The 24108-nt window shown below is 72.5% G+C and carries 12 protein-coding genes; all 12 read right to left on the bottom strand.

Features of this window, described 5'->3' with window-relative positions; all coding sequences use genetic code 11:
- Nucleotides 1-68 precede the first annotated feature (68 nt).
- The 12 genes from ABD357_RS22780 to hppD all read right to left on the bottom strand — a co-directional run bounded on the left by ABD357_RS22780 (nucleotide 69) and on the right by hppD (nucleotide 24080).
- Nucleotides 69-833: a thioesterase II family protein gene (locus ABD357_RS22780; RefSeq protein ID WP_344392481.1), complete on the bottom strand. Its 765-nt coding sequence runs from the start codon at nucleotides 831-833 to the stop codon at nucleotides 69-71.
- Nucleotides 833-2428, bottom strand: a complete 1596-nt coding sequence (locus tag ABD357_RS22775; protein WP_344392480.1) for a hypothetical protein — start codon at nucleotides 2426-2428, stop codon at nucleotides 833-835. Before ABD357_RS22775 ends, ABD357_RS22780 begins: the two co-directional genes overlap by 1 nt.
- Entirely contained in the window at nucleotides 2412-3578 is a 1167-nt protein-coding gene (locus tag ABD357_RS22770) for a 2-oxo acid dehydrogenase subunit E2 (protein WP_344392479.1), read from the bottom strand. The genes ABD357_RS22775 and ABD357_RS22770 overlap by 17 nt, the downstream gene beginning before the upstream one ends.
- The gene (locus ABD357_RS22765; protein WP_344392478.1) at nucleotides 3575-4612 is read right to left on the bottom strand and encodes an alpha-ketoacid dehydrogenase subunit beta; all 1038 of its coding nucleotides are present in this window, start codon (nucleotides 4610-4612) and stop codon (nucleotides 3575-3577) included. The genes ABD357_RS22770 and ABD357_RS22765 overlap by 4 nt, the downstream gene beginning before the upstream one ends.
- Entirely contained in the window at nucleotides 4609-5556 is a 948-nt protein-coding gene (locus tag ABD357_RS22760; RefSeq protein WP_344392476.1) for a thiamine pyrophosphate-dependent dehydrogenase E1 component subunit alpha, read from the bottom strand. The genes ABD357_RS22765 and ABD357_RS22760 overlap by 4 nt, the downstream gene beginning before the upstream one ends.
- 49 nt (nucleotides 5557-5605) lie before the next feature.
- Nucleotides 5606-6040, bottom strand: coding sequence for an MbtH family NRPS accessory protein (locus tag ABD357_RS44785; protein ID WP_425584963.1), 435 nt, complete (start codon nucleotides 6038-6040; stop codon nucleotides 5606-5608).
- Between the two features lie 23 nt (nucleotides 6041-6063).
- Nucleotides 6064-7416 (bottom strand): MFS transporter, encoded by a 1353-nt coding sequence (locus tag ABD357_RS22750; protein WP_344392474.1) that lies wholly within the window; start codon nucleotides 7414-7416, stop codon nucleotides 6064-6066.
- 7 nt (nucleotides 7417-7423) lie between these two features.
- Entirely contained in the window at nucleotides 7424-12271 is a 4848-nt protein-coding gene (locus ABD357_RS22745; protein ID WP_344392472.1) for a condensation domain-containing protein, read from the bottom strand.
- Complete coding sequence (locus ABD357_RS22740) at nucleotides 12268-18555, bottom strand: amino acid adenylation domain-containing protein (protein WP_344392471.1); 6288 nt, start codon at nucleotides 18553-18555, stop codon at nucleotides 12268-12270. Before ABD357_RS22740 ends, ABD357_RS22745 begins: the two co-directional genes overlap by 4 nt.
- 106 nt (nucleotides 18556-18661) lie before the next feature.
- Nucleotides 18662-20530 (bottom strand): AfsR/SARP family transcriptional regulator, encoded by a 1869-nt coding sequence (locus tag ABD357_RS22735; RefSeq protein WP_344392469.1) that lies wholly within the window; start codon nucleotides 20528-20530, stop codon nucleotides 18662-18664.
- Nucleotides 20531-20581: 51 nt separating this feature from the next.
- Nucleotides 20582-23020: an aminotransferase class I/II-fold pyridoxal phosphate-dependent enzyme gene (locus ABD357_RS22730; protein WP_344392468.1), complete on the bottom strand. Its 2439-nt coding sequence runs from the start codon at nucleotides 23018-23020 to the stop codon at nucleotides 20582-20584.
- On the bottom strand, nucleotides 23010-24080 hold the full coding sequence (gene hppD / locus ABD357_RS22725) for a 4-hydroxyphenylpyruvate dioxygenase (RefSeq protein WP_344392467.1): 1071 nt from the start codon (nucleotides 24078-24080) through the stop codon (nucleotides 23010-23012). The genes ABD357_RS22730 and hppD overlap by 11 nt, the downstream gene beginning before the upstream one ends.
- Nucleotides 24081-24108: the final 28 nt, after the last annotated feature.

The raw sequence follows: 24108 nt of genomic DNA, 5'->3' as shown, positions 1-24108 counted from the left end.
ACGGCCACCCGGCGATCGCCGCTGCCCGCATTCCGAGAACACACCCGGAACCCGCCCGACGCCCGTGATCAGAATTCACGCGGTGGATCGAGGCTCCGTATTGCGCCGCAGAACTCGGCGAGTTGTTCACGATAGTAAAAGTGGCCACCGGGCAATGTCCTGCGCCCGAAGTCGCCGACCGTCCAGGCCTGCCAAGCCGCGAGATGGTCGTCGGTCACCCACGGGTCGTCCACCCCGCCGAGCGCGAGCAGAGGAACCGAAAGAGGGCCGTGCCGGGGCCGGTATCGGGCAAGCATCAGGTAGTCGGCCCGCATAACCGGAATCACGAGTTCGGCGAATTCCTCCGCCTCGGCCGGCGGTCCCATCGCGACCACGCCCTCGGCGATCTCGGCGAGCCATTCCTCGCGCCCCATCGAGAGCACCTTCCCCGCGTCGATACGGTTGCGGTCGGGGGGGCGGGCCGCCGAGACGACCACCCACGCCGGCGCCCGGCCCATCGCCGTCAGCAGTGAGGCGATCTCGTAGCACAGAACGCCGCCCAGGCTGTGACCGGCCAGGACCAGCGGGCCGGTGCTGTGCCGGACGATGTCACGGGCGGCCTCCTCCGCCAGCTCAGAGAGGCTGGAGGCGTGCGGCTCGGTGATACGGGGCCCGCGTCCCGGGTACTGGATCACCAGCGCGGTGTCGCCCGGCCGCACCAGCCGGGGCGGCAGATCGGCGAGCGAGTACGCGCTGCCCGCGGCGAACGGGGCGAGCACGAAGGTCACGCCCCCCGGATCACCGGCGCCACCGAACTGCCACAGCAAAGGGGTGAGCGGTCTGCGGCTCACCATCACCGTTGCACCGCCTGCACGGTAACGGTGCGGCCGCCGCCGTCCTCCCACGTGCGCTCCTGGGCCTCGGCGGCGAACTCGAGCGCGACGCCGTTGCGCCCGGTGGGGGTCAGGACGAGTTCGACCGCGTCGCAGCCGCGGCGCCCCGTGATCTTCACGATCTCCTCGAGGACGAGCGGCTCGACGCCACGGCCCATCACAGGGCACGACACCGAGAACACCTCAACGCGGCAGACCCCGGCAGAGAACTCCAGCGCGGCCACCGCCCCCAGACCGTAGTCGCCGAACCGGTCGCGCACGTCGGCGGTGAGCAGCAGCCGGTCGCCTCCACCGGCGAAGCGGGCGGGCTCGAACCCCTCGGGCACTGGTCCGAGCACGAAGTCCTTGGCCCGCACCAGCAACTCGCTCGCCTCCGGGTGCACGGCCTCACCCGGCTCGTCGAAGGTGACCGAGACGTCCAGGCCGGCCACGAAGTCCTCCAGCGACAGCGTCCGAGCGGACTCCCCCGAAGGCGCCGGGAGGGCTGCACCGTCCGAACCGGGCCGGCCTCCGAGAGGCCTGTCGAAGACGCCGGCCTCCTGCAGCTCGGCCGGCCAGGACTCGGGGGCCGAGCCGAGGAGCACCGGCTCCAGTCCGTCCACCGCCTCGGCCGCGCCCGCCAGTGCGGGGTCCGCGGTCAGCAGCAGGCTCGGTCCGAGGCCTCCGGTCACCGCGCGCAACGGCTCGGTGCCCACTCCCGCCGTCCACTCGCCGACCAGGTACGGCGCCAGCGCAGCCCAGTCGCCGGTCAGCGCCTCCAGGAACGTGTCCCGGTCCTCCGGCGCGGTCACGGCGAGGCGCATTCCGGCCTCACCGAGCCGAAGCAGCGGGTCGCGGAGGACCTCCGCGTACGCCTGCGTCACGAGATCACCGCCGAGGACCATGGCGCGGGGAACGCCGCCGAAGCGGGCCCGCAGCAGCCGGGCGACGCCCAGCCCGAGCCGCCAGAACACCTCCTCGGTGTAGGGGATGCGGGCGAACGCGTAGAGGGCGGGGTGGTGGGCACGCAGCGCCCCGACATCGCGCACGGCCTCCTCCGCGTCGGCGACCAGCACATGGGAGTGGCCCGCGAGCCGGTCCCGCAGCCGCTGTCTGGCCGCCGTGGCGGCCGCGGCGACCCCGTCGGGTCGCCCGGCATCGGCCACGCCGCCCCTCGACTGCGGAAGGGCGGGGAGCACGAACACCAGGCATGTCCCCCTCCGGTCGGTCGCCGCCAGCGCGGCGTCCGCGACCCGCAGAAGCTCGCCCTCCTCCTCGCCGTCCGGCATCTCTTCCCAGCGAGGGGCGACGACCAGCACGTCGGGGTCGAGCCGGGCCAGCTGCCCGCGGTCGTCGAGACACTCGGGCATGATCTGGTTGTACGGCCCGACGACGATCTCGGGAACCAGATCCGCGTCGGCGAGCGCCACGTACAGATACGGCTCGATCGGGTCGATCGTGTAGGAGGCCAGCAGCCCCACGGTCAGAGCGGCCGGGGCCACCGGCAGGCTCCGGCGGCGCGTCCGCACGGCGGCTGCCTGGGCGGCCGGGGCGTCCCGCTCAGCGGTCGACGGCATCGGAACCTGCCTCCTCGTCACGAACGCCGAGCGCGGCGGGCGACTCGAGCGCCTCCTTGACCGCCTTCAGGAACTCCACCGCGGTGCTGCCGTTGACGAACCGGTGGTCGTACGCGAGCCCGACGACAGCCACGGAGCGTGGGGTGACGGTGCCGTCGGCGGCGAACACGGCCTCGCGGCGGACACCGGCCAGCGACACCGCGCATGTCTGGCCCGGGAAGACGATGGGCTGGGCGAGCAGGATGTCCTCGTCGCTGTTCAGGGACAGAAGGATGTTGGCGCCTCCCAGATCGTCCGTCTGGAAGGCCTCCCTCATGGCCTTGATGCGGTAGTCCATCAGCAGGCCGGAGATGTCGGCGAGCGTCCGTTCGCCCGCGTTCTTCACCACCGGCGCGGAGAGCCCCTGCCCGACGTCGACGGTGACACCGACGTGTGCCGCTTCGGGCAGCAGCAGCGTGTCCTCGGTGGTGGGGGTGCCGTAACAGAGGGGGAACCGCCCGGGCAGGCCGCCGAGCACGGCCACGAGCAGCTCGGGAAGCCCGATGAGCGCTCCCGTCCGCTCCGACAGCTCCCTGGCGGTGGCCAGGGCGGAGTCGACGGTGACGACGACGGCGGTGAACGCGGCCGGGATCTCCCGATGGGACTGGGAGACCGCCGCGGCCACCGCGCGCTGCACCCGGTTCGGGGTGTGCGTTCTCCCCCCGCCGTCCTGCGGCGCCTCGCTCAGCAGTCGGCGTACGTCGGCCTCGCGGACGACCCTGAGGCCCAGCCGGGCCAGGGCGGCCGGCTCGATGCCGTGCTGTTCGGCCAGGAGACGCGCGGGCTCGGTGAGCGTGGGGAGCCGTTCGGCGGCCTCGTCCACGGATCCGGGCGCGGGCTTCTCGTTCCGGCCCGCCAGGAACTCCTGCCGGTCCGCCTCCGACGCGAAGAGGTGGGCGATGACGTCTCCCTGGCCGCAGTCGGCCGGGGCGGCGACCAGCCTCTGCAGGACGCCGTCGTGCTCGCAAGCCAGCTCGTCGGCCGCCTTCGAGGTCTCGATCACGGCGACCGGATCGCCCTCCTTCAGCTGCTGCCCGTCCTCCGCGAGCCATTCGACGAGCACGTAGGCGGTGTCGTTGCTGTTGAACTTCGGCACCTCGATGTCGATCACACCGGGCTCCTTTCGCCCCGCAGGTCCGCCAGCACGGCGTCGCGGATCGTGTCGGCCTGGACCAAGACCTCGCGTTCCAGGTGGACGGCCGCCGGGATGACGCTGTCGGCCGAGTGGACGAGCCGGACGGGCCGGCTCAGCCGCCCCCACAAGCGCTCGTGCAGGACGTGCGCGACTTCCGCACCCCAGGTCCCGCCCGCCGTGCTCTCCTCGACGACGCAGACGTGCGACGCGCGCCGCGCCGCGCTCAGCAGCGCCTCGGTCTCCACCGGGTAGAGCCGGGAGGGGACCACGAGCCGGCAATTGATCTCGTGGCGCAGCAGCAGGTCGCGCATGGCGGCCAGGGCGCGCTCCGCCATGCCGCCGGGCGCGATGACGAGGCAGTCCACGTCTGCGTCGGCGTCCGCGTACACATGCGCGGGTGCGATGTCCCGCGCACCGAGGAAGTCGTAGTCGAACAGGTCGTCCACCCGGCCGTCCGCGGCCGTCCGGCGGGTGTAGAGCACCTTGTCCTCGATGAACACGCAGGGTTCGCCGAGTGCCATCATGTGCGCCAGCACCGTCCGGTTGTCATGGAACGGTGACAGCTCGAACAGCGACAGTCCGGGGATCCCGATGAAGTGCTTCAGCAGGGTCTGGCTGTGCGTCGGACCGTAGCCGCGGCCTCCGCCGGACGGACAGCGCACCATCAGGCGCATGGGGTGCGGCCGCCCGTACATGGACACGGACTTGCTGGCGAAATTGAGCACCTGGTCGAACGCGAGGCCGGCGAAGTCGCCGAACATGATCTCGACGATCGCCGCGTCCCCGGTCATGGCGAGTCCGGCGGCGACGCCGACGATGCCGTTCTCGCTGATCGGCGTGGTGATCACCCGGTCCGGATGAGCCTGCGACAGTCCGCGGGTCACCTTGAACGCCCCGCCGTAGGGGTCGGTGATGTCCTCGCCGAGCACGTAGAGCCGGGAGTCGGCCCGCATGCGCTCGTGCAGCGCGCTGTTGAGGTTCTCCACCACTCGTTCCGGCCGCCCGTTCACGCCGCGCTCCAGACCGACGCGGGCCTCGCGGCCACCTCGTCCACCAGCCGGGCGATCCGTGCCGCCGCGACCGCGTCGGCCTCCGCGAAGCGCTCCCCGAGCGCCTCCCGGTACCGTGCGTGCCAGTCGGCAGCGCGCACCCGCCGCAGTTCCGCGTCCGTCCGGGTGTCGTCGCCCTTGCTGTGCGGACCGAGCCGGTGCGTGACGAACTCCAGGACCAGCGGAGCGTCGGCCCGCACCTGCTCGAGGAGCGGCGCCGCCGCGGTGCGTATCCCGGTCAGGTCGGCGCTCTCGACGCGCAGGTGGGCGATGCCGAACGCGGCGGCGCGAGCCTGGATCGTGCCCGCCATCTGCGCGCCGGTGGGGGTCGACTGGGCGATGCCGTTGTTCTCGACGACGACGAGGAGCGGAAGCCGCCACAGCGCCGCCAGGTTGAGCGCCTCGTAGACGGCGCCCTCGCCCCAGGTGCCGTCGCCGACATAGGTGAGGGCGAGGGCTCCCGGCTCGTGCCGCTTGAGGTGGAGGGCGACGCCGACGGCGACCGGCAGGCTCTCCCCCTGCACGCCGGTGGACAGGTAGCGGTCGCGCAGAACGTGCTGGCTGCCGCCGACGCCGTTGCAGACGGCGCCCTCCCGCCCCATGATCTCCGCGAGCAGGCCGGCGGGGTCGCCGTACCTTGCGATGTAGTGGCCGTGGCCGCGGTGGTTGCTGAAGACGTAGTCCCGCTCGTCCAGCAGGGGTGTCAGCGCGACCGGGACGTACTCCTGTCCCAGGCAGGTGTGTGTGGTGCCGTGCAGCTCACCCCGCGCGAACAGCTCCAGGAGGGCGAGCTCGAAGTGTCGGATCAGCAACATCGTCGCCAGGTCGGCGTCCACCGGTGGCTGGAGGCGGTCGGCGCCGTCCGGCGGCGTTGCGAGGGCCGTCGTCGCCAGGTCGTCGGTCATCTACTCGTTCTCTCCCGGTGTCTGCGGTGGGCGAGCCGGACGCTTCCGGTCAGGCGAGCACGTTCTTGGCCCGCAGCGTGCCCCGGATGGCTGCGACGGAGGTCAGGCCGCGGATCTCGGCCTGCGACAACGAAATGCCGAAGGTGTGCTCCAGCGCGATGACGAGCTGGACGTGCTTGAGACTCGTCCACTCGCCGGACCTGCCCGGCCCGGCCTCATCGTCGATGTCCGCCGGGTCAGTCTCCAGGACCTCGGCGATGAGCCGGACCAGCGGAGAGGCGTCGGACGCGGCCTCTCGGACGGACCGTGGACGCATGTCCGTCCACACCTCCTCGATGTGGGCGAGGCACTCCTGCTTGCCCGCCGTCTTCCCGGCGTCGTGCCAGCCCGGGGGGTTCTCCTTGTGGTCCGGCCAGACGGAGTACTGGCCCTCGTCGTTCACGACCACCCGGTAGGCGGGGGCGGCCGAGTCGGTGTCGGTCATGGATGTCTCCTTCCAGGGGTGGCTCAGGTGGCACGTGCGGTGTCGGACGTCTGCGCCGCGGGCGCCGTCTCGCCGCCTCCGTCCGGCAGCAGGGCCTCCGCGTTCCGGATGGTGGGCGTGAGGAAGCCGATGACGGCGAGGACGACCGCGGCCATGCCGGACACGATGAACAGGACGGCGATCCCGCTGCCCGGTCCGGTGCCGGTGACGGGACCGAAGACCGGGGCGAGCCACCCGTCCGACCGCATGGCGGGTTCGAAGACCTGGTCGGCGAGCACTCCGGCGGAGAGATAGGCGAGGGGGCTCGCGATGTTCTCGGTCATCTGGACGGCGGCGAAGATGCGCCCTTGGAGATGGGGCGGGGTCTTCTCCTGCCAGATGCTCTGGTTGTAGCCGTCGATGAAGGGGAGGGCTCCCCAGCCGAGGAACAGCGCGATCGACCAGATCCAGATGCCGTCGAAGCCGAAGAAGATCCGCCCCGGAATGGCCAGGACGAGGATCGCGACGAGCATGCGGAAGATCTTCTTGTCGGTGGGTTTGAGCATGGCCAGCCAGATGCCCGCCCCCGTGCCGCCGATCGCCCCGATGGCCTGGACGATGCCCAGCGCACTGGCCGAGTCGTCGGTACGGGCGAGGACCAGCGGCGGGAAGAGCACCCAGCCGAACGCGGACAGGAAGCTGATCGAGAGCATGATGCCCAGGAGTCCGACCAGCGGTGGCCGGCGCGCGATGTAGCTGAAGGCCGTGCCTATCTCGCGCCGGAACCCGGACGCCGCCGCCGTGGTGTGGTCGCGGGCAGGGGTGGCCGGCAGGGTGACGGCGAACACCGCGGCGACCGCCAGCACACACGAGAGCACATCGACGGCGAGGACCGAGGAGATCCCGATCGCCGACACCAGGGGCGCGGCCAGGGCGGGGGCGACCACGTACGGCGCCGCCCGCAGCATCGTCATCATCGCGTTGGCCCGGGTGTAGCCACCCTTCTCGATCATCAGGGTGATGGTGGCGCCGTACGCGGGGACCTGGAACGCGAGGAACGCTCCGGTCAGGAAGTTCACCGCGTACAACTGCCAGAGCTGTGGGTCCCCGAACAGGTAGACGAGGAGCAGCAGCAGGGTCACGACTCCCGCGCCCACGTCCGAGGCGATGATCGTGACGCGGCGGTTCCACCGGTCGATCAGTGCCCCCGCGATGGGCGAGAAGACAACGGTCGCACCAAAGGCGACGAACGAGAGCAGAGTCACGTTGAGGGCCGAGTGCGTGTCTTCGTAGACACGGATACCGATGGCGAAGTTGGTCATCCGGGTGCCGACCGATGAAAGCATCTGGCCGGCCCACATCACGGTGAACCCGGTGAAACCCGAGGCGCGTTTCACAGGTGACTCATGTCCTTCCCTCTGGGGATTGTTCTTCGGTCACGTCGGCGGCGGGCCGCCGGTGACGATCCGCCTGCTCGGCGATCGTGGGACGGGCGATGAACTGCCCGGCGGTGATGGGGACACCGGCCCGGGTCGCCCGGTGGGCCGCCTGGATGGCGAGCATCGAGTCGCCGCCGAGGACGAAGAAGTCGTCGTGGACGCCGATCCGGGCGACATCCAGGCGCAACAGGTCGGCCCAGATGTGCGCCAACGCCAGTTCCCGGTCGTCGCGGGGCCCTTCGCCCGTCTGTTCCGACAAGGTCAGCGGCACCGCCGGTGACCGGTCGGACGTCGTCATCGGCGGATCCAGCTCCCACCGGCTTGCCACGTCGGCCCAGGGATCGTCTCCTTCGGGAAGCAGCACCGCGTACTCGGCCGATCCGGTCCCGTCCATGGCGGTGAGCGTAGCCAGCGACATGTCCACGTCACCATCAATCATTCGGACACCTTGGTCATCGCCGAGCCGGCCCGGAGCCTCGGTGCCGGGCGGCACGCAGACGACGAGGCGGCGGCCGTAGCCGTGCTGCAGCGCGGCCAGCCGGACCAGGTCGGCCCGCGACCAGCCGGTCGCCGTGGTGACCACCCACTTCACCGGGGGGACGCGGAAGGCCTGGTGCAGCCGCCGCACGGCCGTCTCGCCGACCGATGCCCGGAACGGACCGGTCAGCACCTCCGTCCCGGGGAGCGCGGCGAGCTCCACCTGCAGCCGGGCGTCCAGGCGGGCCTCCAGACGGGGCTGGAGCAGGCCCTCCGAGGCTCGGGGCAGCACCACCAGCGGACGGCTCGATCCGGACCGGTACGCCCGGACCGCCGCCACAAAGTCGGTCACCGCGTCATCCAGGCGACGGACGAGCGCGCCCAGCCGTCCGGGCACCGGTGCCCCGATCAGATCGGCCCAGCGCAGCACCACCACGTTGAGCCCTTCGGACCCGGCCGCGAAGGCGCCGGCGGGGTCGAGCAGGGTGCCGAACACGCGGGAGGTGATCGCGAGGCCGGGCTTGCCGTCGAGGCGTGCCAGCAGTCGCTCGGTCTCCCCGCGGATCGGCTCGGCCTCGCAGGTCGTGGCGATGGTCAGCCTCGGCACGGTGGTGCGCGAGCCGGCGCGGGCGGGCTCCGGCAGCGGTGGCCCGGGGACGGCGCCGTCGGGGGCGTCGCTCATCTGCGCAACGACCGACTCGAAGCGGGAGAGCAGATCGTCGACCACGTCCCCGCCGAGCCTGGTGGTGTCGTATTCGACATCCGCCTCCAGTGCTCCGTCCCGCCGGCGCAGATGGAGGAAGAACTCGAACGCAGTGGCCGCCACCGGCACGTCGTGCGTCCGTACGGACACCTCCGGCAGGTCGAGGCCGACCGACGGCTCCTCCACCACGTTGAACGCATGCTGGAAGACCGGATGGTACGAGGGGTCGCGCGGTGGCCGGACCGCCTCGACGATCCGAGCGAACGGCAGGCCTCGATGCCGCTGCGAGCTCAGCACCGCCTCGTGCACGCGGCGCAGCAGCGCCCGCGACGTCGGCGCCCCCGACAGGTCCAGGCGGAGCGGCAGCAGGTTGGCGAAGCGGCCGACAAGGCCCTGCAGTTCGGGGCGGTCCCGGCCCCCTGAGGGCATACCGAGCACGACGTCCCCTCTGCGGCTCTCCTCGCCCAGCACCAGCGCGTACGCAGTGAGCAGCACGACGAACGTGCTGACGCCGCACACCCGGGCGAGCTCCTCGGCACGGGCGCCCAGGTCACCGCGGAGCGGCCGGGTTACCGCACCGGTCGCCCCCACCGCCGACGCGCTCCCGCCGTCGCGGGCGCGGGCCAGTTCCAGCCGTGGCGGCGCATCCCGCAGACGGTCCGCCCAGTAGGCCGAGTCGGCCTGAGCGGCTTCGCCGGCCAGCCGGTTGCGCTCCCACACCGCGTAGTCCGTCATCTGAACGGGCAGCCGGGACAGCGGCTCGCCCAGACCCAGCCTGGCCCGGTAGGCGGCGGACAGGTCCGTCAGGAAGAGGTGCCAGGATCCGTCGTCGCAGGCGATGTGGTGCATGCCGATCAACAGGTGATGCCGGTCGGGGCCGTCCTTGAGGAGCCGTACCCGCAGCAGCGGCCCCGTCCCCAGGTCGTACGGCTGCGCCGCGTGCTCCCGGATCGCCGCGGCCGCCTCGTCCGGCCGGCCGCTGACGTCGTCCGTCCGTTCGGTGGGCCACCAGCAGTCGAGCCGGTCGTGGACGACCAGGACGGGGCGGCCCTGTTCGCTGCCGAAGGTTGTGCGCAGGCCCTCGTGCCGCTGTACGACGTCGTCCACCGCGCCGCGCAGCGCCGCCTCGTCGAGAGGCCCGGTCAGGGTGGCCGCGAAGGTGACCGCCGCGGAGGTGGTGCCGAGTTGCGCGAGCGCCCACATCCGCCGCTGCGTCGGAGTCGGCTCGACGGGTCGGTCCCGCGGCACCGGGACGACCGCCGGGTGGCCACCGGGCTCCGGTGCGGCCTCGTTCTCCGAGGAGCGGGCCAGGTCGATCGCGCGGGCCTGCGCCGTGATCACGGGGTCGGCGTAGAACTCGTGGAACGGCACGGTCACGCCGAACTCCCGGTGCACCTGGGCCAGCACCCTGGTGGCCAGCAGCGAGTGCCCGCCCAGGGCGAAGAAGTTGCTGTGCGTGCCGACCGTGTCGACGCCGAGCTGATCGGCCCACAGCGCCACCAGCCGCTTCTCCGTCTCCGTCCGCGGCTCCACGTACTCCTGCGGATCCACTTCCGCGGCGGGCTCCGCGGGGCGCCTCGCCGACTCCAGGATCTGCGCCGCGGTGGCGAGATGAGCGGCCGTGTGGTCCGCGCGTTCGGGCCCCGGCGGCGCTGCCCGCCATGCGGCGTGCATCTGCCGGACGGCGAGCGTGCCAAGCGCGGCGAAGAACTCCTCGGTGTACGGGACGTGCCCGAACGCGTCGGCGGCGGGGTCGGTGATCTCCGTGACGCCCAGCCCGGCGGCGAACTCCTCGGGCCATGTCACCTCGACGCCGGGCACCTTGGCCAGGCCCCGGGCCAGCCGCTCGTCCGCCGCGCCGAAGTCGGTCCCCTCCCGGGACGGGCAGACCATCACCAGCAGCGGCGTGTTCGTCCGGGATCGGAAGGAGGCGACACCCGCGAGCAGTTCGTCGACCACTCCGGCGAGGTGGTCCGCCGAGGAGCGGCCCGGCCGGTGGCGGGACCAGTCCTCCCAGCGCAGCAGGACGACCTGCCCGTCGCCCGCGTCGCCGCCAAGGAGCTGCTGGAGGAGCTGGCCGTAGGGCGCGAACCGGGTGTGGAACGGAACGCGCGAGAAACCGGACCAGAACCGCATCGTCTCGCCCATCGACTCGGCAGTGAACGACGCGGCGACCTGGACCGTGCGGCGGCGCACCGGCACCAGTTCGGCGATCGGCAGGTGGGGCGTCTCGGCGAGCCCGGTCAGTACGGCGGCCAGGTCGTCAACGATGTGCCGGGCGGTCTCGTCCAGGTAGAGGTCGGTGCTGTACCCGAGGTGGCCGGTCAGCCCGGTGGCCGTGCGGCGCAGCGTCAGGAACATGTCGAAGTCGGTGGTGCCGGTCTCGACGCGCTCGGGCGTGAACGTGACGCCGCCCGCCTCGCGGGGCTCCGTCGAGCCGATCTCACTGACGCTGAGCATGATCTGGAACAGCGGGTTGTACGCGGGCCGCCGGGTGGGCGCGAGCTCCCGCACGAGCGTGGCGAAGGGCACGTCCTGGTGCGCCGCGGCAGCGGCGGCCGACCGCTGGACCCGGCGCATCAGTTCTTCGCCCGACGGACTGCCGGACAGCTCGACACGGGTCACCAGCGTGTCCGCGAAGCAGCCGACGAGCGGTTCGAGCTCTGTCCGGCTCCTCCGCGCGACCGGCGTGCCGAACAGCACGTCGTCCTGTCCGGTGGCCTGCTGGACCAGCGCCGCGAAGGCCGCGCTGACGGCGTTGTTGAGGGTGACTCCGGCCCGCCGGGCCACCGCCACCAGACGGTCGGTCACGTCGGCGGCGAGAGCGAACTCCGTGTGGGCGCCCCGGCCGCTCTGCAGGGACGGGCGGGGCCGGTCCTCCGGAACGGTCGAGAGGGCCGGGGCGTCGGCCAGCCGCTCGCGCCAGTAGGCGAACTGCGACGCGAGCCGTTCATCGGTGGCGGCCTCCCGCTCGGCCGCGGCATGGTCGGCGAACCGCAGCCGGAGTCCGGGCAGTTCGGCGTCCTCGCCCTTGCGGCGGGCGTAGCAGGCGACCAGGTCGCCCAGGAAGACCTCGGTGGACCAGCCGTCGATGACTATGTGGTGGGCGCAGACCAGCAGCAGGTGCTCGTCCGGGCCCAGCTCGAACAGGGTCACGCCCACCGGAGGAGCGGCGGTCAGGTCGAACACCGGCCGGGCCCGCTCGGCGACCAGCCGCGCGAGGGCCGGCGAGTCCGGTCCGGCCGGCTCTCCCGCCCTCGCCTCCACGGCGACCACGGGCATGGGCGGCAGGAACGAGTCGAGAACGATCTGGCGAGGCCCGTCGGGCGTCTTGCGGAACACCGTTCTCAGCGCCGACTGGCGGGCGACGACGTCCCCTGTCGCCGCGTGCAGAACGGACCGGTCCAGCGGACCGGTCAGCCGAACCGCGAACGTCACCGGCACCGACCGGCCGGGCGAGAGCTGGTCGGCCAGCCACAGCCGCTCCTGTGCGGGCGACAGGGGCAGCGCGTCCCTGTCACCGGTCCCAGGGGCCGGTGCGGAGGCGGTGCCTCGCTGGGCGAGCCTGGCCTGGAGCAGTCTGCGCTGCTGCGGAGTGAGCCCGTCGAGCAGCTCGCCGAGGTCCTTGGTCATCGCACTGTCCGCCCTTCGAGGTCCGCGACCCCGTCACTGATCGACGCGAGCACGAGATCGGCCATGCGGCCGGCGAGCCCTTCGTCGGCGAGGTCCGGCCGCACCCGGACCATCAACTCCCGTTTCTCCGAGAGCGGCCGCCGTGCGATCGTGACGGTCATCGGGAAGTCGTTGCGGTCCGAGTACCAGAACTCCAGCGGCCGGATGTGCCGGAGGTCCGCGAGGGAGTCGTAGGTGTGGAAGTCGGCGTAGTTGAACAGCACGTCGAACGGTGCCGAGCCGAGCGCACCCCGCAGCGTGGCCAGGGGGAACCTGCGATAGGGCGTGACCTTGCGTTCCGCGGCCCAGGCCGCGGCGACCACGTCGCTGAAGCCCGCCGCGTCCGCGGTTTCGACGCGCAGCGGCACGCTGTTGACGAACATGCCGATCAGCCGGTCCGCGCTGTCCGTCTCGGCGCGGCCGTTGACGGTCAGACCGGTCACGACGTCGTCGCAGCCGTTCAGCTGGGCCAGCGCCCGCAGGTGCGCGGCGAGGAAGACGCTCTTGACCGGCACCGCCAGCCGCGCGGCCGCCGCCCGCGCGCTCCGCAGTACCTCGGGGTCGAGCACCCGCCGGACGTCGGCGTCGGGATCGGCCGACGGGTCCGAGGCGGGCCGCTCCCGGGCCGTCACCGCCGGCGCCGGAACGTGTCCCTTCAGCATCGCCGTGAAGAACTCCGCGGCGCCGGGATCGGTCGCCGTCCGCTGTTCGAGCGCCACGAAGTCGCGGTAACCGCCCGCTCGCGACGGTTCGGTGATGCCCGCACCGCTCCCGGAGAGCCGCAGGTCGTAGGCCCGCACGACCTCGGTGAGGAAGACCGCGAGGCTCCATCCGTCCATCACCGCGTGATGCACCGACAGCGCCAGCGTCCACGAGCCGTCGCCGTGGTCCAGTGCATGGCACCGGGCCAGCGGAGGCCGGGTCAGGTCGAACCATTCGTGCCAGTTCGGCATCCACCAGTCACGCACGACCGCCGCATGGTCGCCCGTCGGCCCGACCGGCGCCCCAACCACCGTCAGGGGGATCGGAGCCTCCTTGTGCACCCGTAGGACCGGCCCGTCGTCTTGCAGCAGGTCGAACGAGGTGCGCAACAGGTCGTGCCGGGCCGAGACGGTGTTCAGTACGTCGCCCAGTGCCGCGGGGTCGAGCGGCCCGGCGAGGCGGACGGTACTCAGGTCGTGGTAGAGGGTCGGATCGTCGCGGATCTCGTACTCGTAGATGATCCCGGTCTGCAGCGTCGCGGCGGGGTAGGCGTCCACCAGCCCGTCCGCCGTGCCGTCGGACAGGTGGTGCGCCGGCTCTCCGGCCGGCTCCCCGCCCGCCCCGGCTCCGTCGGCCTCCGTGCGGGCCACGTCGCCTCCGCCGAGGACCGACCCCACCAGCTCGGCGACCGTCGGATAGGTGAAGAGGTCAGCTACCGTCATCGGCAGTCCGGCGGCCCGCGAGGCCGCCACGACCTGGACGGCGTGCATGGAGTCACCGCCGAGCACGAAGAAGTCGTCGTCCTCGCCGACCCGCTCGATGCCGAGCACGTCCGCCCAGATGCCGGACAACGTGGCGGCGGCGGACGCGTCCGGTCGCACCGCCGCGGGTCGCACCGCGTCCGGGGCGGGCAGCGCGGCCCGGTCGAGCTTGCCGTTCACGGTGAGCGGCAGCCTGTCCAGGGTGACCAGCGCGGCGGGCACCATGTGCGCGGGCAGCCGCTCGGCGAGCCGTCGGCGCAACGCGGCGACGTCCGGCCGCGCGCCGGGCGTCGGTACGACGTAGCCGACGAGCCGTTCCGTTTCATCCCGGTCGGCCCGCACCACCACGGCCGCCGAACGGACCTCCGGATCGGCGAGCAGTGTCGCCTCGATCTCCCCCGGCTCGATCCGGAAGCCGCGCAGTTGCACCTGCTGGTCGGCGCGCCCGCAGAACACGACCTCGCCGTCCGGGCGGAGTATCGCGAGGTCGCCGGTCCGGTACATCCTGGTGCCGGTACCGGTGAAGGGATCGGGCAGGAATCGCTCCGCGGTGAGACCGGGCCGCCCCAGGTAGCCGCGGGAGACCCCCGCGCCGCTCACGTACAACTCGCCCTGCACTCCGACCGGGACCGGTTCGAGGTCGGCGCCGAGCAGGGCCAGCCCGAGGTCGGCGAGCGGGCCGCCGATGGGGCTGCCCGCCGCCTCGGCATCCGCGGCGTCGAGGGGCCGGAGCGTTACATGGACGGTCGTCTCGGTGATCCCGTACATGTTGACGAGGCGTGGGGTCCGGTCGCCGTAGTGCGCCAGCCAGTCGCGCAGTCTGGCGGGTTCGAGCGCCTCCCCGCCGAAGACGACCAGGCGCAGGTCCGTAGCCGGATGGCCGCGGTCGGCGGCGACCGCGGCGAGCTGCCGGAAGGCCGACGGTGTCTGGCTGAGGACGGTGACCCGCTCCTTCCGAAGCAGCTCCCAGAACCCCTCGGGATCCCTGCTCAGGGCGTAGGGGACGACCACGACTCGGCCGCCGTGCAGCAGCGCTCCCCACAGCTCCCACACGGAGAAGTCGAAGGCGAAGGAGTGGAACAGCGACCAGGTGTCCTCGCGCCCGAACCCGAAGTCCGCGGCGGTGACGGCGAAGAGCCGGGACACGTTGGCATGCGTCACCACCACGCCCTTCGGGCGTCCGGTCGAGCCGGAGGTGTAGATGACGTAGGCGGTGTTCTCCGGGCCCGCGCCGCTGTCCGGCGGGGTGTCCGGCGCGGTGCTGTCGTACGCGTCGGCGACGTCGACGAAGTCGGCCCCGGGTGCCAGGTCCGCGTACCGGCGATGTCCGACGACCGTGCGGCAGCCGGAGTCCTCGACGGTCCGAGCGAGACGGTCCGGTGGGTAGCCGGGGTCGAGCGGCAGGTAGCCCGCGCCCGCCTTGAGCACAGCCAGGATCGCGACGGCGATGTCGGCCCCGCGGTCGAGGCAGATTCCGACCAGGGTCTCCGGTCGCGCACCGTGGGCACGCAACCGGTGCGCCAGCCGGTTGGACGCCAGGTCCAGCTCCCGGTAGGTGAGACGGGTCCGGTCGTCGCTGACGGCCACCCGGCCCGGGGTACGGCCGGCCTGGGCGGAGAAGAGCTCGTGCAGACAGCCCTCGGGGCCGGAGGTCCGCACGGGGAGGATCACTGCGCGTTCGGCCTCGGTGGTGGACCGCAGGGTGCCCAGCGGGGCGCCGGGTGCGGCCACGGCCGCGTCCAGAAGCCGTGTGTACCAGTCCAGGAGCCGCTGGGCCGTGGTGCGCTCGAACAGGTCGGCGCTGTACTCCACCGTGATCCTGACGCCCTGGGGCAGTTCGTCGAGCTCGAGGGTGAGGTCGAACTTCGCGGTGCCGTTGTCGAGGGCGACCGGCTCGACGTCGAGCCCCGGCAGTGCGGCCTGCGGCCGCAGCGGCCCCTGGTAGGCGAACGCCACCTGCGCGATCGGCTGCCTGGACAGGTCGCGGTCGGGCGCGACCCGGGCCACGACGGCATCGAGAGGAACGTACTGGTGCTCGTGCGCGTCCATCGTGAGGTCCCGGGCCTCCCGGAGGAACGAGCGGAAGGTCTGCCGGCCGTCCGGGCGCAGGCGGAGCAGCACGGTGTTGGTGAAGAAGCCGACCAGGTCCTCCGTCTCCAGGCTCGGCCGCCCGGCCGTCGGCGCGGCCACCACCATGTCGTCCCCCGCGCCGACGACGCGTAGCAGCGCGCCGAACGCCGCCAGGTACACGGCGAACGGGGTGGCGTTCTCGGCGGTGGCCAAGGCGGCGACGGCGGCCGCCCGGTCCGCGGTCAGCGTCGTGGTGACCCGGCCGCCCGTGTGGGTCTGGACCGGCGGCCGGGGCCGGTCCGCGGGCAGCTCGATGCGGGTGGGAGCACCTCTCAGCGCCTGGCTCCAGTACACGAGGCCGGACTCCAGCGCACCGGACCGGGCGAGCGTGTCGTGCCAGCGCGCAAAGTCGGCGTACCGGAGCGCGGGCGGACCGGGAGGAGTGCCCGCCCCGGTTTCCCGGGCGTAGAGCAGGGCCAGATCGCGGTCGAAGACATTCTGCGACCATCCGTCGGTGACCAGATGGTGCGCCACGATCACGAACAGATGGTCGTCCGGTGCGAACGCGTACAGGGTGGCCCGCACCAGCGGCGCACGGGCGAGGTCGAAGGGGCGCGCGGCCTCGGCCGCGGCCTCCGCCAGGACCTCATCGGCCGGACGTCCGGCCGCGTCGGCCACTCTCAGCACCGTGCGGTCCACGGCGGTCTGGGACACGACCAGGTTGCCGTCGACGAGTCCGAAGGCCGACCGCAGCACGTCGTGGCGGTCGACGAGCGCCACGAGCGCCCTGTCGAGGGCGGCCGTGTCCAGGGGACCGTGCAGCCGTAGCGCGGAGGGCACGTTGTAGGCGGGGGCGGCGGCGGGATTCAGGTGGGACAGGAACCAGAGCCGGCGCTGCCCCGGCGCCGGGACGCGGGGCGCGTCCGACGACGTGACCTCGGGGAAGGACGCCCGTCCGGCGTCCCCGGCGCGGATCAGGGCGGCGAGGGCGGCCAGTGACTCGGCCGCGTGGAACTCCCGCAGGGTCGGCCGGGCCCCGAGGTCGGCCACGATCCTGGTGAGCACACGGGCGGCCTGCAGGGAGCTGCCGCCCAGCCGGGTGAAGCCGTCGGCTCGGCCCACGGGCCGCACGCCGAGCACGTCCTCCCAGATGGCGGCCAGGGCGCGTTCGAGGTCGTCCGAGGGTTCCTCGAAGGGCGTGCCGTCCAGGCGGGGGTCGAGTTCCAGCGTCCGCAGCACTGCGCGGTCGACTTTGCCTCCGTGTGTCTGCATGGGCAGCGCCGCGAGCGGCACGAACAGCGAAGGAACCATCGTCGACGGCAGTGCGGCGGCGGCTTCGCGGCGAAGCCGGGCGGCCGAGAGACGGCTGCCGCAGACGAACGCGACCAGCCGGGCGTCGGCGCCGTCACCGCGGGCGACCACCGCGCACTGGCGCACGCCGGGAAGAGTGGACATCACCCGCTCCACCTCGGCCGGTTCGATCCGGACACCGCGGATCTTCACCTGGTCGTCGGTCCGGCCGGCGAACTCGAGCTGACCGTCGGGCAGCACGCGCGCGAGGTCGCCCGTCCGGTAGAGCCGGGCGCCCGGCTGCTCGGCGAAGGGATGCGGGACGAAGAGATCGGCGGTCAGCCCCGGCTGGCCCAGATAGCCGCGGCTCACCGTCGGGCCGCCCAGGAAGAGTTCACCCACCGTCCCGGGTGCGACCGGCCAGAGGTCGGCGTCCAGGACGTAGGCCTCCACACCGGGGAGCGGGTGGCCGATGGGCGGCGGCCGGTCCGGCAGCCGCCGATCGCTCGTGGTGACGATCAAGGTCGTCTCGGTGGGGCCGTAGGCGACGTGGAAGTCCCGTCCCCGGCCCCAGCGTTCGACGACTTCCGGGGGGACCACCTCACCGCCGACCACCAGGGTGCGCAGGTCGGGCAGTTCCGCGTCCGGCAGCACCCCGAGTACCGAGGGGGGCAGGAACGCCGTTGTGACGCGCTCCTGTTCGAGCAGCCGTGCCAGCCCGGGGCCGATCAGGTCGGCGCCCGGCGGCGGGAGCACCACCGCGCCCCCGTTGGTCAGCGGCCCGAAGATCTCCCCGATGGTCGCGTCGAAGGTGATCCCGGCGAACTGCAGAGTCCGGGTCTCCGGTCCGAAGCCGACACGGCTGCCGATTCCGGCGAGGAAGGCGGTCACACAGCGGTGTTCGACCATGACGCCCTTGGGCCTCCCGGTCGAACCGGAGGTGTACATGATGTACGCCAGGTCCCCGGGACGCGCGGATGTGCGGGGGAGGCCGCCACCGGGGCGGGAGCCGGCGCGCTCGTCGACCAGCACCACAGGGCAGGCGTCGGTGGGGACCCGGTCGGCGAGATCCGTGCGGGTGACCACCAGGGCGGCGCCGGCGTTGTCGAGCATGACGCCGAGCCGGCGGGGCGGATAGGCCGTCTCCAGCCCGATGTACGCGGCACCGGACTTCAGCACCGCCAACAGCGCGACGACGAGCTCGGGAGAGCGGTCGAGGAGAACACCGACGCTGCCGCCCCGACGGGCGCCGCGTTCGCGCAGCCGCTCGGCGAGGCGGCAGGCCGCCTCGCTGAGCTCGGCGTACGTGAGCACGGTGCCCTCCTGGACGACGGCGACCGCCTCCGGGGTCGCCACGGCCTGGCGTTCGAACAGGCCGTGCAGGGTGTCCATGCCGTTCGGGTGGTCATGGGCGCTGGTCATGGCTGGCTGGTCCACCTCCCTGCGGCCCTGCAACGGACCGCGGTACCCAGCCTCGTCTGCGGCTCTGGCGCGCCGCTGACGGCCCACTGGTCCGCCGTTGACGCGCTCACGCGCCGTCGGCACGACTGCCCGCGCCGACCACGGGCAACCGCCTCACGCCCCCGGGCTCGGGGGCCAGTTCGGCCGCGACCAGCCGGACCAGCGTGGGCATCCGGTACCGCCCGTCCCGCTGCGCCAGGAGGAGGTGCACATCGGCGAGGGCGTTGAGGCCGGTGCGCACCCGGGAGAGCGTGAGCCCGGTGCATGCGGCGAGCGCGGGCGCGGCCACGCCCAGGGAGTCGATCTGCGGCCAGTCACCGAGCGTCCGGAACATCGTCCTGCCGTCCGCCGACAGCAGCCGGTCGTAGGCCGCCCGGATGCGGGCCCGCAGGGTCAGCCCGCCGAAGGCGAGTTCGTCGAGGCGCCGCTGCTCGTCGGAGAGTTGACCGGCCATGCCCTTGAGCGAGAGCTCCGGCCGGGCGGCCAGTCGCGCTGCCACGATACGGATCGCGAGCGGCAGGTTCTCGCACAGGTGGACGACGGTCCGCGCGGCCATGAGCTCCGCGTCGACCCGTTCCGGTCCGGCCGTACGACGCAGCAGTTCCAGCGCCTCCTCGTCGTCCGGGACCCGCAGGGTGAGATGCGCGGAACCATCGATCATGGTGAGCGCGCGCTTCCCGGTGACCAGCGCGGCGGAGTTGCCGGCCCCGGGCAGCAGCGGGCTGACATGGCTGAGGCCGGCCGCGCCGTCCACGACGACCAGCACGCGCCGGGTCGCCAGCGCCGATCGGAACAGCGCGGCCGACTCCTCGACGCCGCGAGGCACCGCGGTGACGCCCAGCATGGGAAGCCAACGCCTGAGGATCTCCACCGGTTCCAGCGTGGTGTCGTCGTCTCCGTGGAGATTGGCATAGAACTGGCCGTCGGGAAAACGTGCGGCGAGCCGGTGCGCCGCGTGCACGGCGAGAGTGGTCTTCCCGACCCCCGCCGAACCGTTGATCATCCCGACCCGGCTCGCCCACTCTTCGGAGAACCAGCCGCAGACCTCCGCCAGTTCGGCCCGGCGCCCCACGAACGTCGAGGTGTCACGGGGCAGTTCGGCGGCCAGCCGTACCGGCCCGGCGCCGGTCCCGGAGCGGGACCGTGCGGCCGCCGCCCCCACGAACCAGAAGCCGTCGGCGTCCCCCGTCCTGCCGACGGTCCGCGCGGAAAGGATGTCCCGTTGCAGCTGCCGCAGCTGGGGCCCGGGCTCGATGCCCAGGTCCTCCCGCAACCGGGCCCGCAGGCGCCCGTACGCCGCCAGCGCGTCGGCTCTGCGGCCGGTGCCGCAGAGCGCCACCATCAGCAGGGCCCACAGCCGTTCACGGTACGGATGGGCGGCCACCAGGGTTTCCAGCCGCGGCACCATCGTCGCCTGCCGCCCAAGCGCGAGCGCCGCCTCGGCGGCGTCCTCCGCGACCGCGATGCGCTGATCCTCCAGGCGCTGGACGTCGGCCTGGAGCGCCGTGGCGGACACGTCGGCGAAGGCGGGCCCCTGCCACTGGTCCAGCGCCGCCTGAAGGGCGACGAACCCCTCGTCCACCCGCCCGGCCTTGATCGCCGCGCGCCCCCGGGCCGTCAGCTCCTCGAAGCGGTGCAGGTCGAGTGCGCCGTCGGGCATCATCATCCGGTAGCCGCCCGCCTCGGTCACCAGTGCGGTGTCCGAGCCGAACTTCAGCAGCTGGCGGAGCCGGTAGACGTAGGCCTGCAGCGTGTTCTTTGCCTTGGCGGGGGGCGCGTCCCCCCAGACCTGGTCCTGCAGTTCGTGCACAGGCACGGTCTGGCCGGCCCGCAGCAGCAGGACGGCCAGCACGGTCCGCTGTTTGTCGGCGGCGATGTCGATCAGTCGGTCGCCGTCCCACACCTGGAGGCAACCAAGAATGCAGAATTGCATCATGCTCCCTCGTGTCCGTACGACGATCCCCCGCCGTCGGTTCGGGCTCCGGGGTCAGGAAACGCGGCCGTGCCGGGAGTGGTCGGTGACGAAGGCGGCCAGCCGCTCGACGCCCTCGACGGCCTGCTGCCGCGTGAGGTAGCTCCACGCCAGCCGGATGACGTTCTCGCCGCCGCCGCTCGGGTGGAAGTAGCGCATGGGTGTCCAGACGACCCCGTACTTCTCGGCGGAGACGGCCAGCGCGTCGTCGTCGGCGGCGAACGGCACGGTCACCGCGAGGAAGAAGCCGCCCGCGGGATGGTTCCAGGAGACGCCGTGCGCCGCCCGCTCGCGCTCGGGGAACAGTCGGCTCAACGTGTCCAGGACCGCGGTCAGGTTGGCGTCGTAGGCGGAGGCCGCCGCCGCGTTCCGCGCCCGCAGCCCGAAGCCCGACTCCAGCAGCAGGCCGCCCACCATCGCCTGGCTCAGGCTCGGGGTGTTGACGGTGAGCATGCTCTTGAGCTTGGAGATCTCGTCGGCCAGGCGGGTGCGCTTGCCGTTGTTGTCCTCGACCTCCTGATCGGCCACCAGGTAACCGAGCCGGGCGCCGGGAAAGGCGGACTTGGCGAAGGATCCGATGTGGACGACGCAGCGCGCCGGGTCGAGCGCCTTCAGCGGCGGCAGCGGCTCGGCGGAGCTGACCATCCGGTACGGGCTGTCCTCCATGATGAGGACACCGTGCCGGGCGGCTGCCTGAAGCAGCTCGTGGCGCGCCCGAAGGGGCATGGTGCTGCCGGAGGGGTTGGAGTAGTCGGGCACGACGTAGCACGCACGCGGCCTGTTCCCCCGGGCCCGGACCGCCGCCACCGCCTGCTCGAACGCCGCCGCCGTCAGCCCGTCGGACTCCTCCAGGATCTCGACCGGCTCGATGTCGAGCATGCGGGCCGCCCCGGTGATCCCGACATAGCACGGGCTGGCGACCAGCAACACGTCCCGCGGGGAGGCGAACAGGGTCCGCAGTACGAGGAACATCGCCTCCTGCGCCCCGACCGTGACCACGATGTCGGCGGGATCCGCGGTGATGCCGTCGTCGGCCAGGGTCCGGGCCACCAGGCCCCTGATCTCCCCGGCGGTCGTGCCGTACTGGAACAGTGTGGTGCGGATCTGTTCCTCGGACCGGCCGCTGCTCGCCAGGTGATCGATGTAGTGGCGCAGCCACCGGAACAGTTGCTCGGTCTCGAAGAAGTCCTCCAGCGGCCTGCCCGGTGCGAAGGAGATCGCGTCGGGATGGCGCATGGTGATCTCGTTGAGGAAGTTCATCGTGTCCATCACCGGCTCGGACACGCTCGGGTGCAGCCCCTCCTTGGACAGCAGCCCGCCGCCCGCGTCGACCGGGCCGGCCGCGGTCGCGGCCGGGGCGGGGACGGCCGGCGCCGCGGCGCCGAACAGCAGCGAGGCGTCCAGGTCGGCCGGGCTCCGCCGGCCCGTCTGCAGCAGCACGTCGGTCAGTTCCTCGGAGAGGATGCCGAGCACCCCCGCGGCACCCTCCTCGCCGGCCGCGGCCAGCCCGTACAGGACCGGCCGCCCGACCAGTACGGCGTCCGCGCCGTGGGCGACGGCGGCCGCGATGTCGCGGCCGGCCCGCACCCCGCCGTCCAGGAGGACCGGACAGCGGCCGTCGACGGCCTCGGCGACGGTCGGCAGCGCGTCGAGCGTGGCGGGGGCCGCGTCCAGCTGGCGGCCGCCGTGGTTGGACACGATGATGCCGTCGGCCTCGGCCTCGACCGCCCGAGCCGCGTCCGCGGGCGTGAGGATTCCCTTGAGCAGCACGGGCAGCGGGCAGATCGACCGCAGCCAGTCGACGACCGACCAGTCCAGCGCCGGGTCGAGATCCGAGCGTGCGTGGACGTCGGTCGAGGAGTACGCCTCGGAGACCGGCAGGTTCACCGGTCGCACGTCGTCGGGCAGGCGGAAGGCGTTGCGGACATCGCGGAGACGCCGGCCCAGCTGCGGAACGTCCACGGTGAGCACCAGCCCGGCGAAGCCCGCGGCAGTGGCCCGCTCGACCAGCTCGCGCGTCAGCCCGCGGTCGCGGAAGCAGTACAGCTGCAGCCACAGCGGGCTGGTGGCGGCCGCCACCAGCTCCTCGAAGGTGCGGCCGGCGAACGTACTGACCACGGTCGGGACGCCGAAGCGGCCGGCCGCCCGTACCGTCGCCACCTCTCCCTCGGGGTGCACCATCGTGTGATGGGCCATGGGGGCGACAGCGACCGGCATACCCCACGACTGGCCGAACAGGCGCACCGAGAGGTCGGCCGCACCCACCCCGGTCAGCACCCGCGGCGCGAGCCGTACCGCCTCGAAGGCCGCCGTGTTGCGGGCGACCGCCCGCTCGTCGCCCGCGCCTCCGCAGATGAAGTCCCAGATCCCCGGGTCGAGCGCGGCGCGGGCGGCCTCGGCGTATTCGGCGAGCAGCGCCGGAGGCGTCTCGCCGAGCTTGGGCTCAGCCCGCATCGATGACTCCCTCGCGGCTCTGCTCCCGCTCGACCGCCTCGTAGAGTCCCTTGATGTTGCCGCTGCCGAAGGTGCGCGCCCCACGCCGCTCGATCAGCTCCAGGAACAGCGTCCTGCGGGCGTACGGGGACCGGGTGAATATCTGCAGCAGCAGACCCCACTCGTCGCGGTCGGCGAGGATGCCCCTCGCCCGCAGGTCGGGGAGTTCGGCGCCGAGTTCCCCGACCCGGTCCTCCACCAGGTCGTAGTAGGCGTCGGGCGTCGTGAGGAACTCGACGCCCTGGCCGGCGAGGCGCCGCACGCCCTCCCTGATGTCTCCGGTCTCGAAGGCCATGTGCTGGACTCCGGCCCCGCCGTGGGACTGCAGGAAGGTGTCGATCTGGCCGGGGTCGTGCGTCGCGTCGGGCTCCAGGATGGTGAGCGTGATGCCGCTGGACGGGTCGCTCACCACCTTGGACAGCATGGCCTGCTGCCCCACCTCGATGAACTCGGAGAAGATCTCCTCGAAGCCGAACATCTGCTGATACCGACTCACCGTCTTGTCCAGTTCACCGACCGGAACGCATACGGCGAAGTGGTCGATGTCCCTGAGCAGTTCGCCGTCCGAGGGCGCGGGATGCCCTTCCTCGACGGGAGAGAGATCGGGGTGGGGAAGCGGCGCACCCTCCTCGACTAGCGTGTGCATGACGTCCCCGAAGCCGCGCACCGAGGCGCTCAGGACGGTGCCGCCCGAGCCGGTGCGGGACGCCGGCTCCCTGACCGGATCGGCGCCGTTCGCCACCGCGGTGCGGAAGGCCTGTACTACGTCGGGCACGGCGATCGCGATGTCGGCCACACCGTCGCCGTGCGCGGCCACATAACGAGCGACCGCGTCGCTCGCGTCGGTGGTCGAGCTGAGCATCAGGCGGATGCGGCCCTGGGCCAGCAATACCGTGTGCGTCTGCCGGCCCGAGGGCGACTCCGCGATCGGCCGGAAGCCGAAGGCCTTTCGGTAGTAGTACGACGCCTGACAGGCGTCGCCCACGTAAAGGTGGACATGGCTGAGCCTTGCACGCTCCATGACTGCCCCCGTAACCCAGGGGTCCCCA

The sequence above is a fragment of the Streptomyces vastus genome, assembly GCF_039532825.1.
Classification (GTDB): Bacteria; Actinomycetota; Actinomycetes; order Streptomycetales; family Streptomycetaceae; genus Streptomyces; species Streptomyces vastus.
Note: the sequence above shows the minus strand (reverse complement) of the source record. Positions and strands in the feature narration are given on the sequence as shown.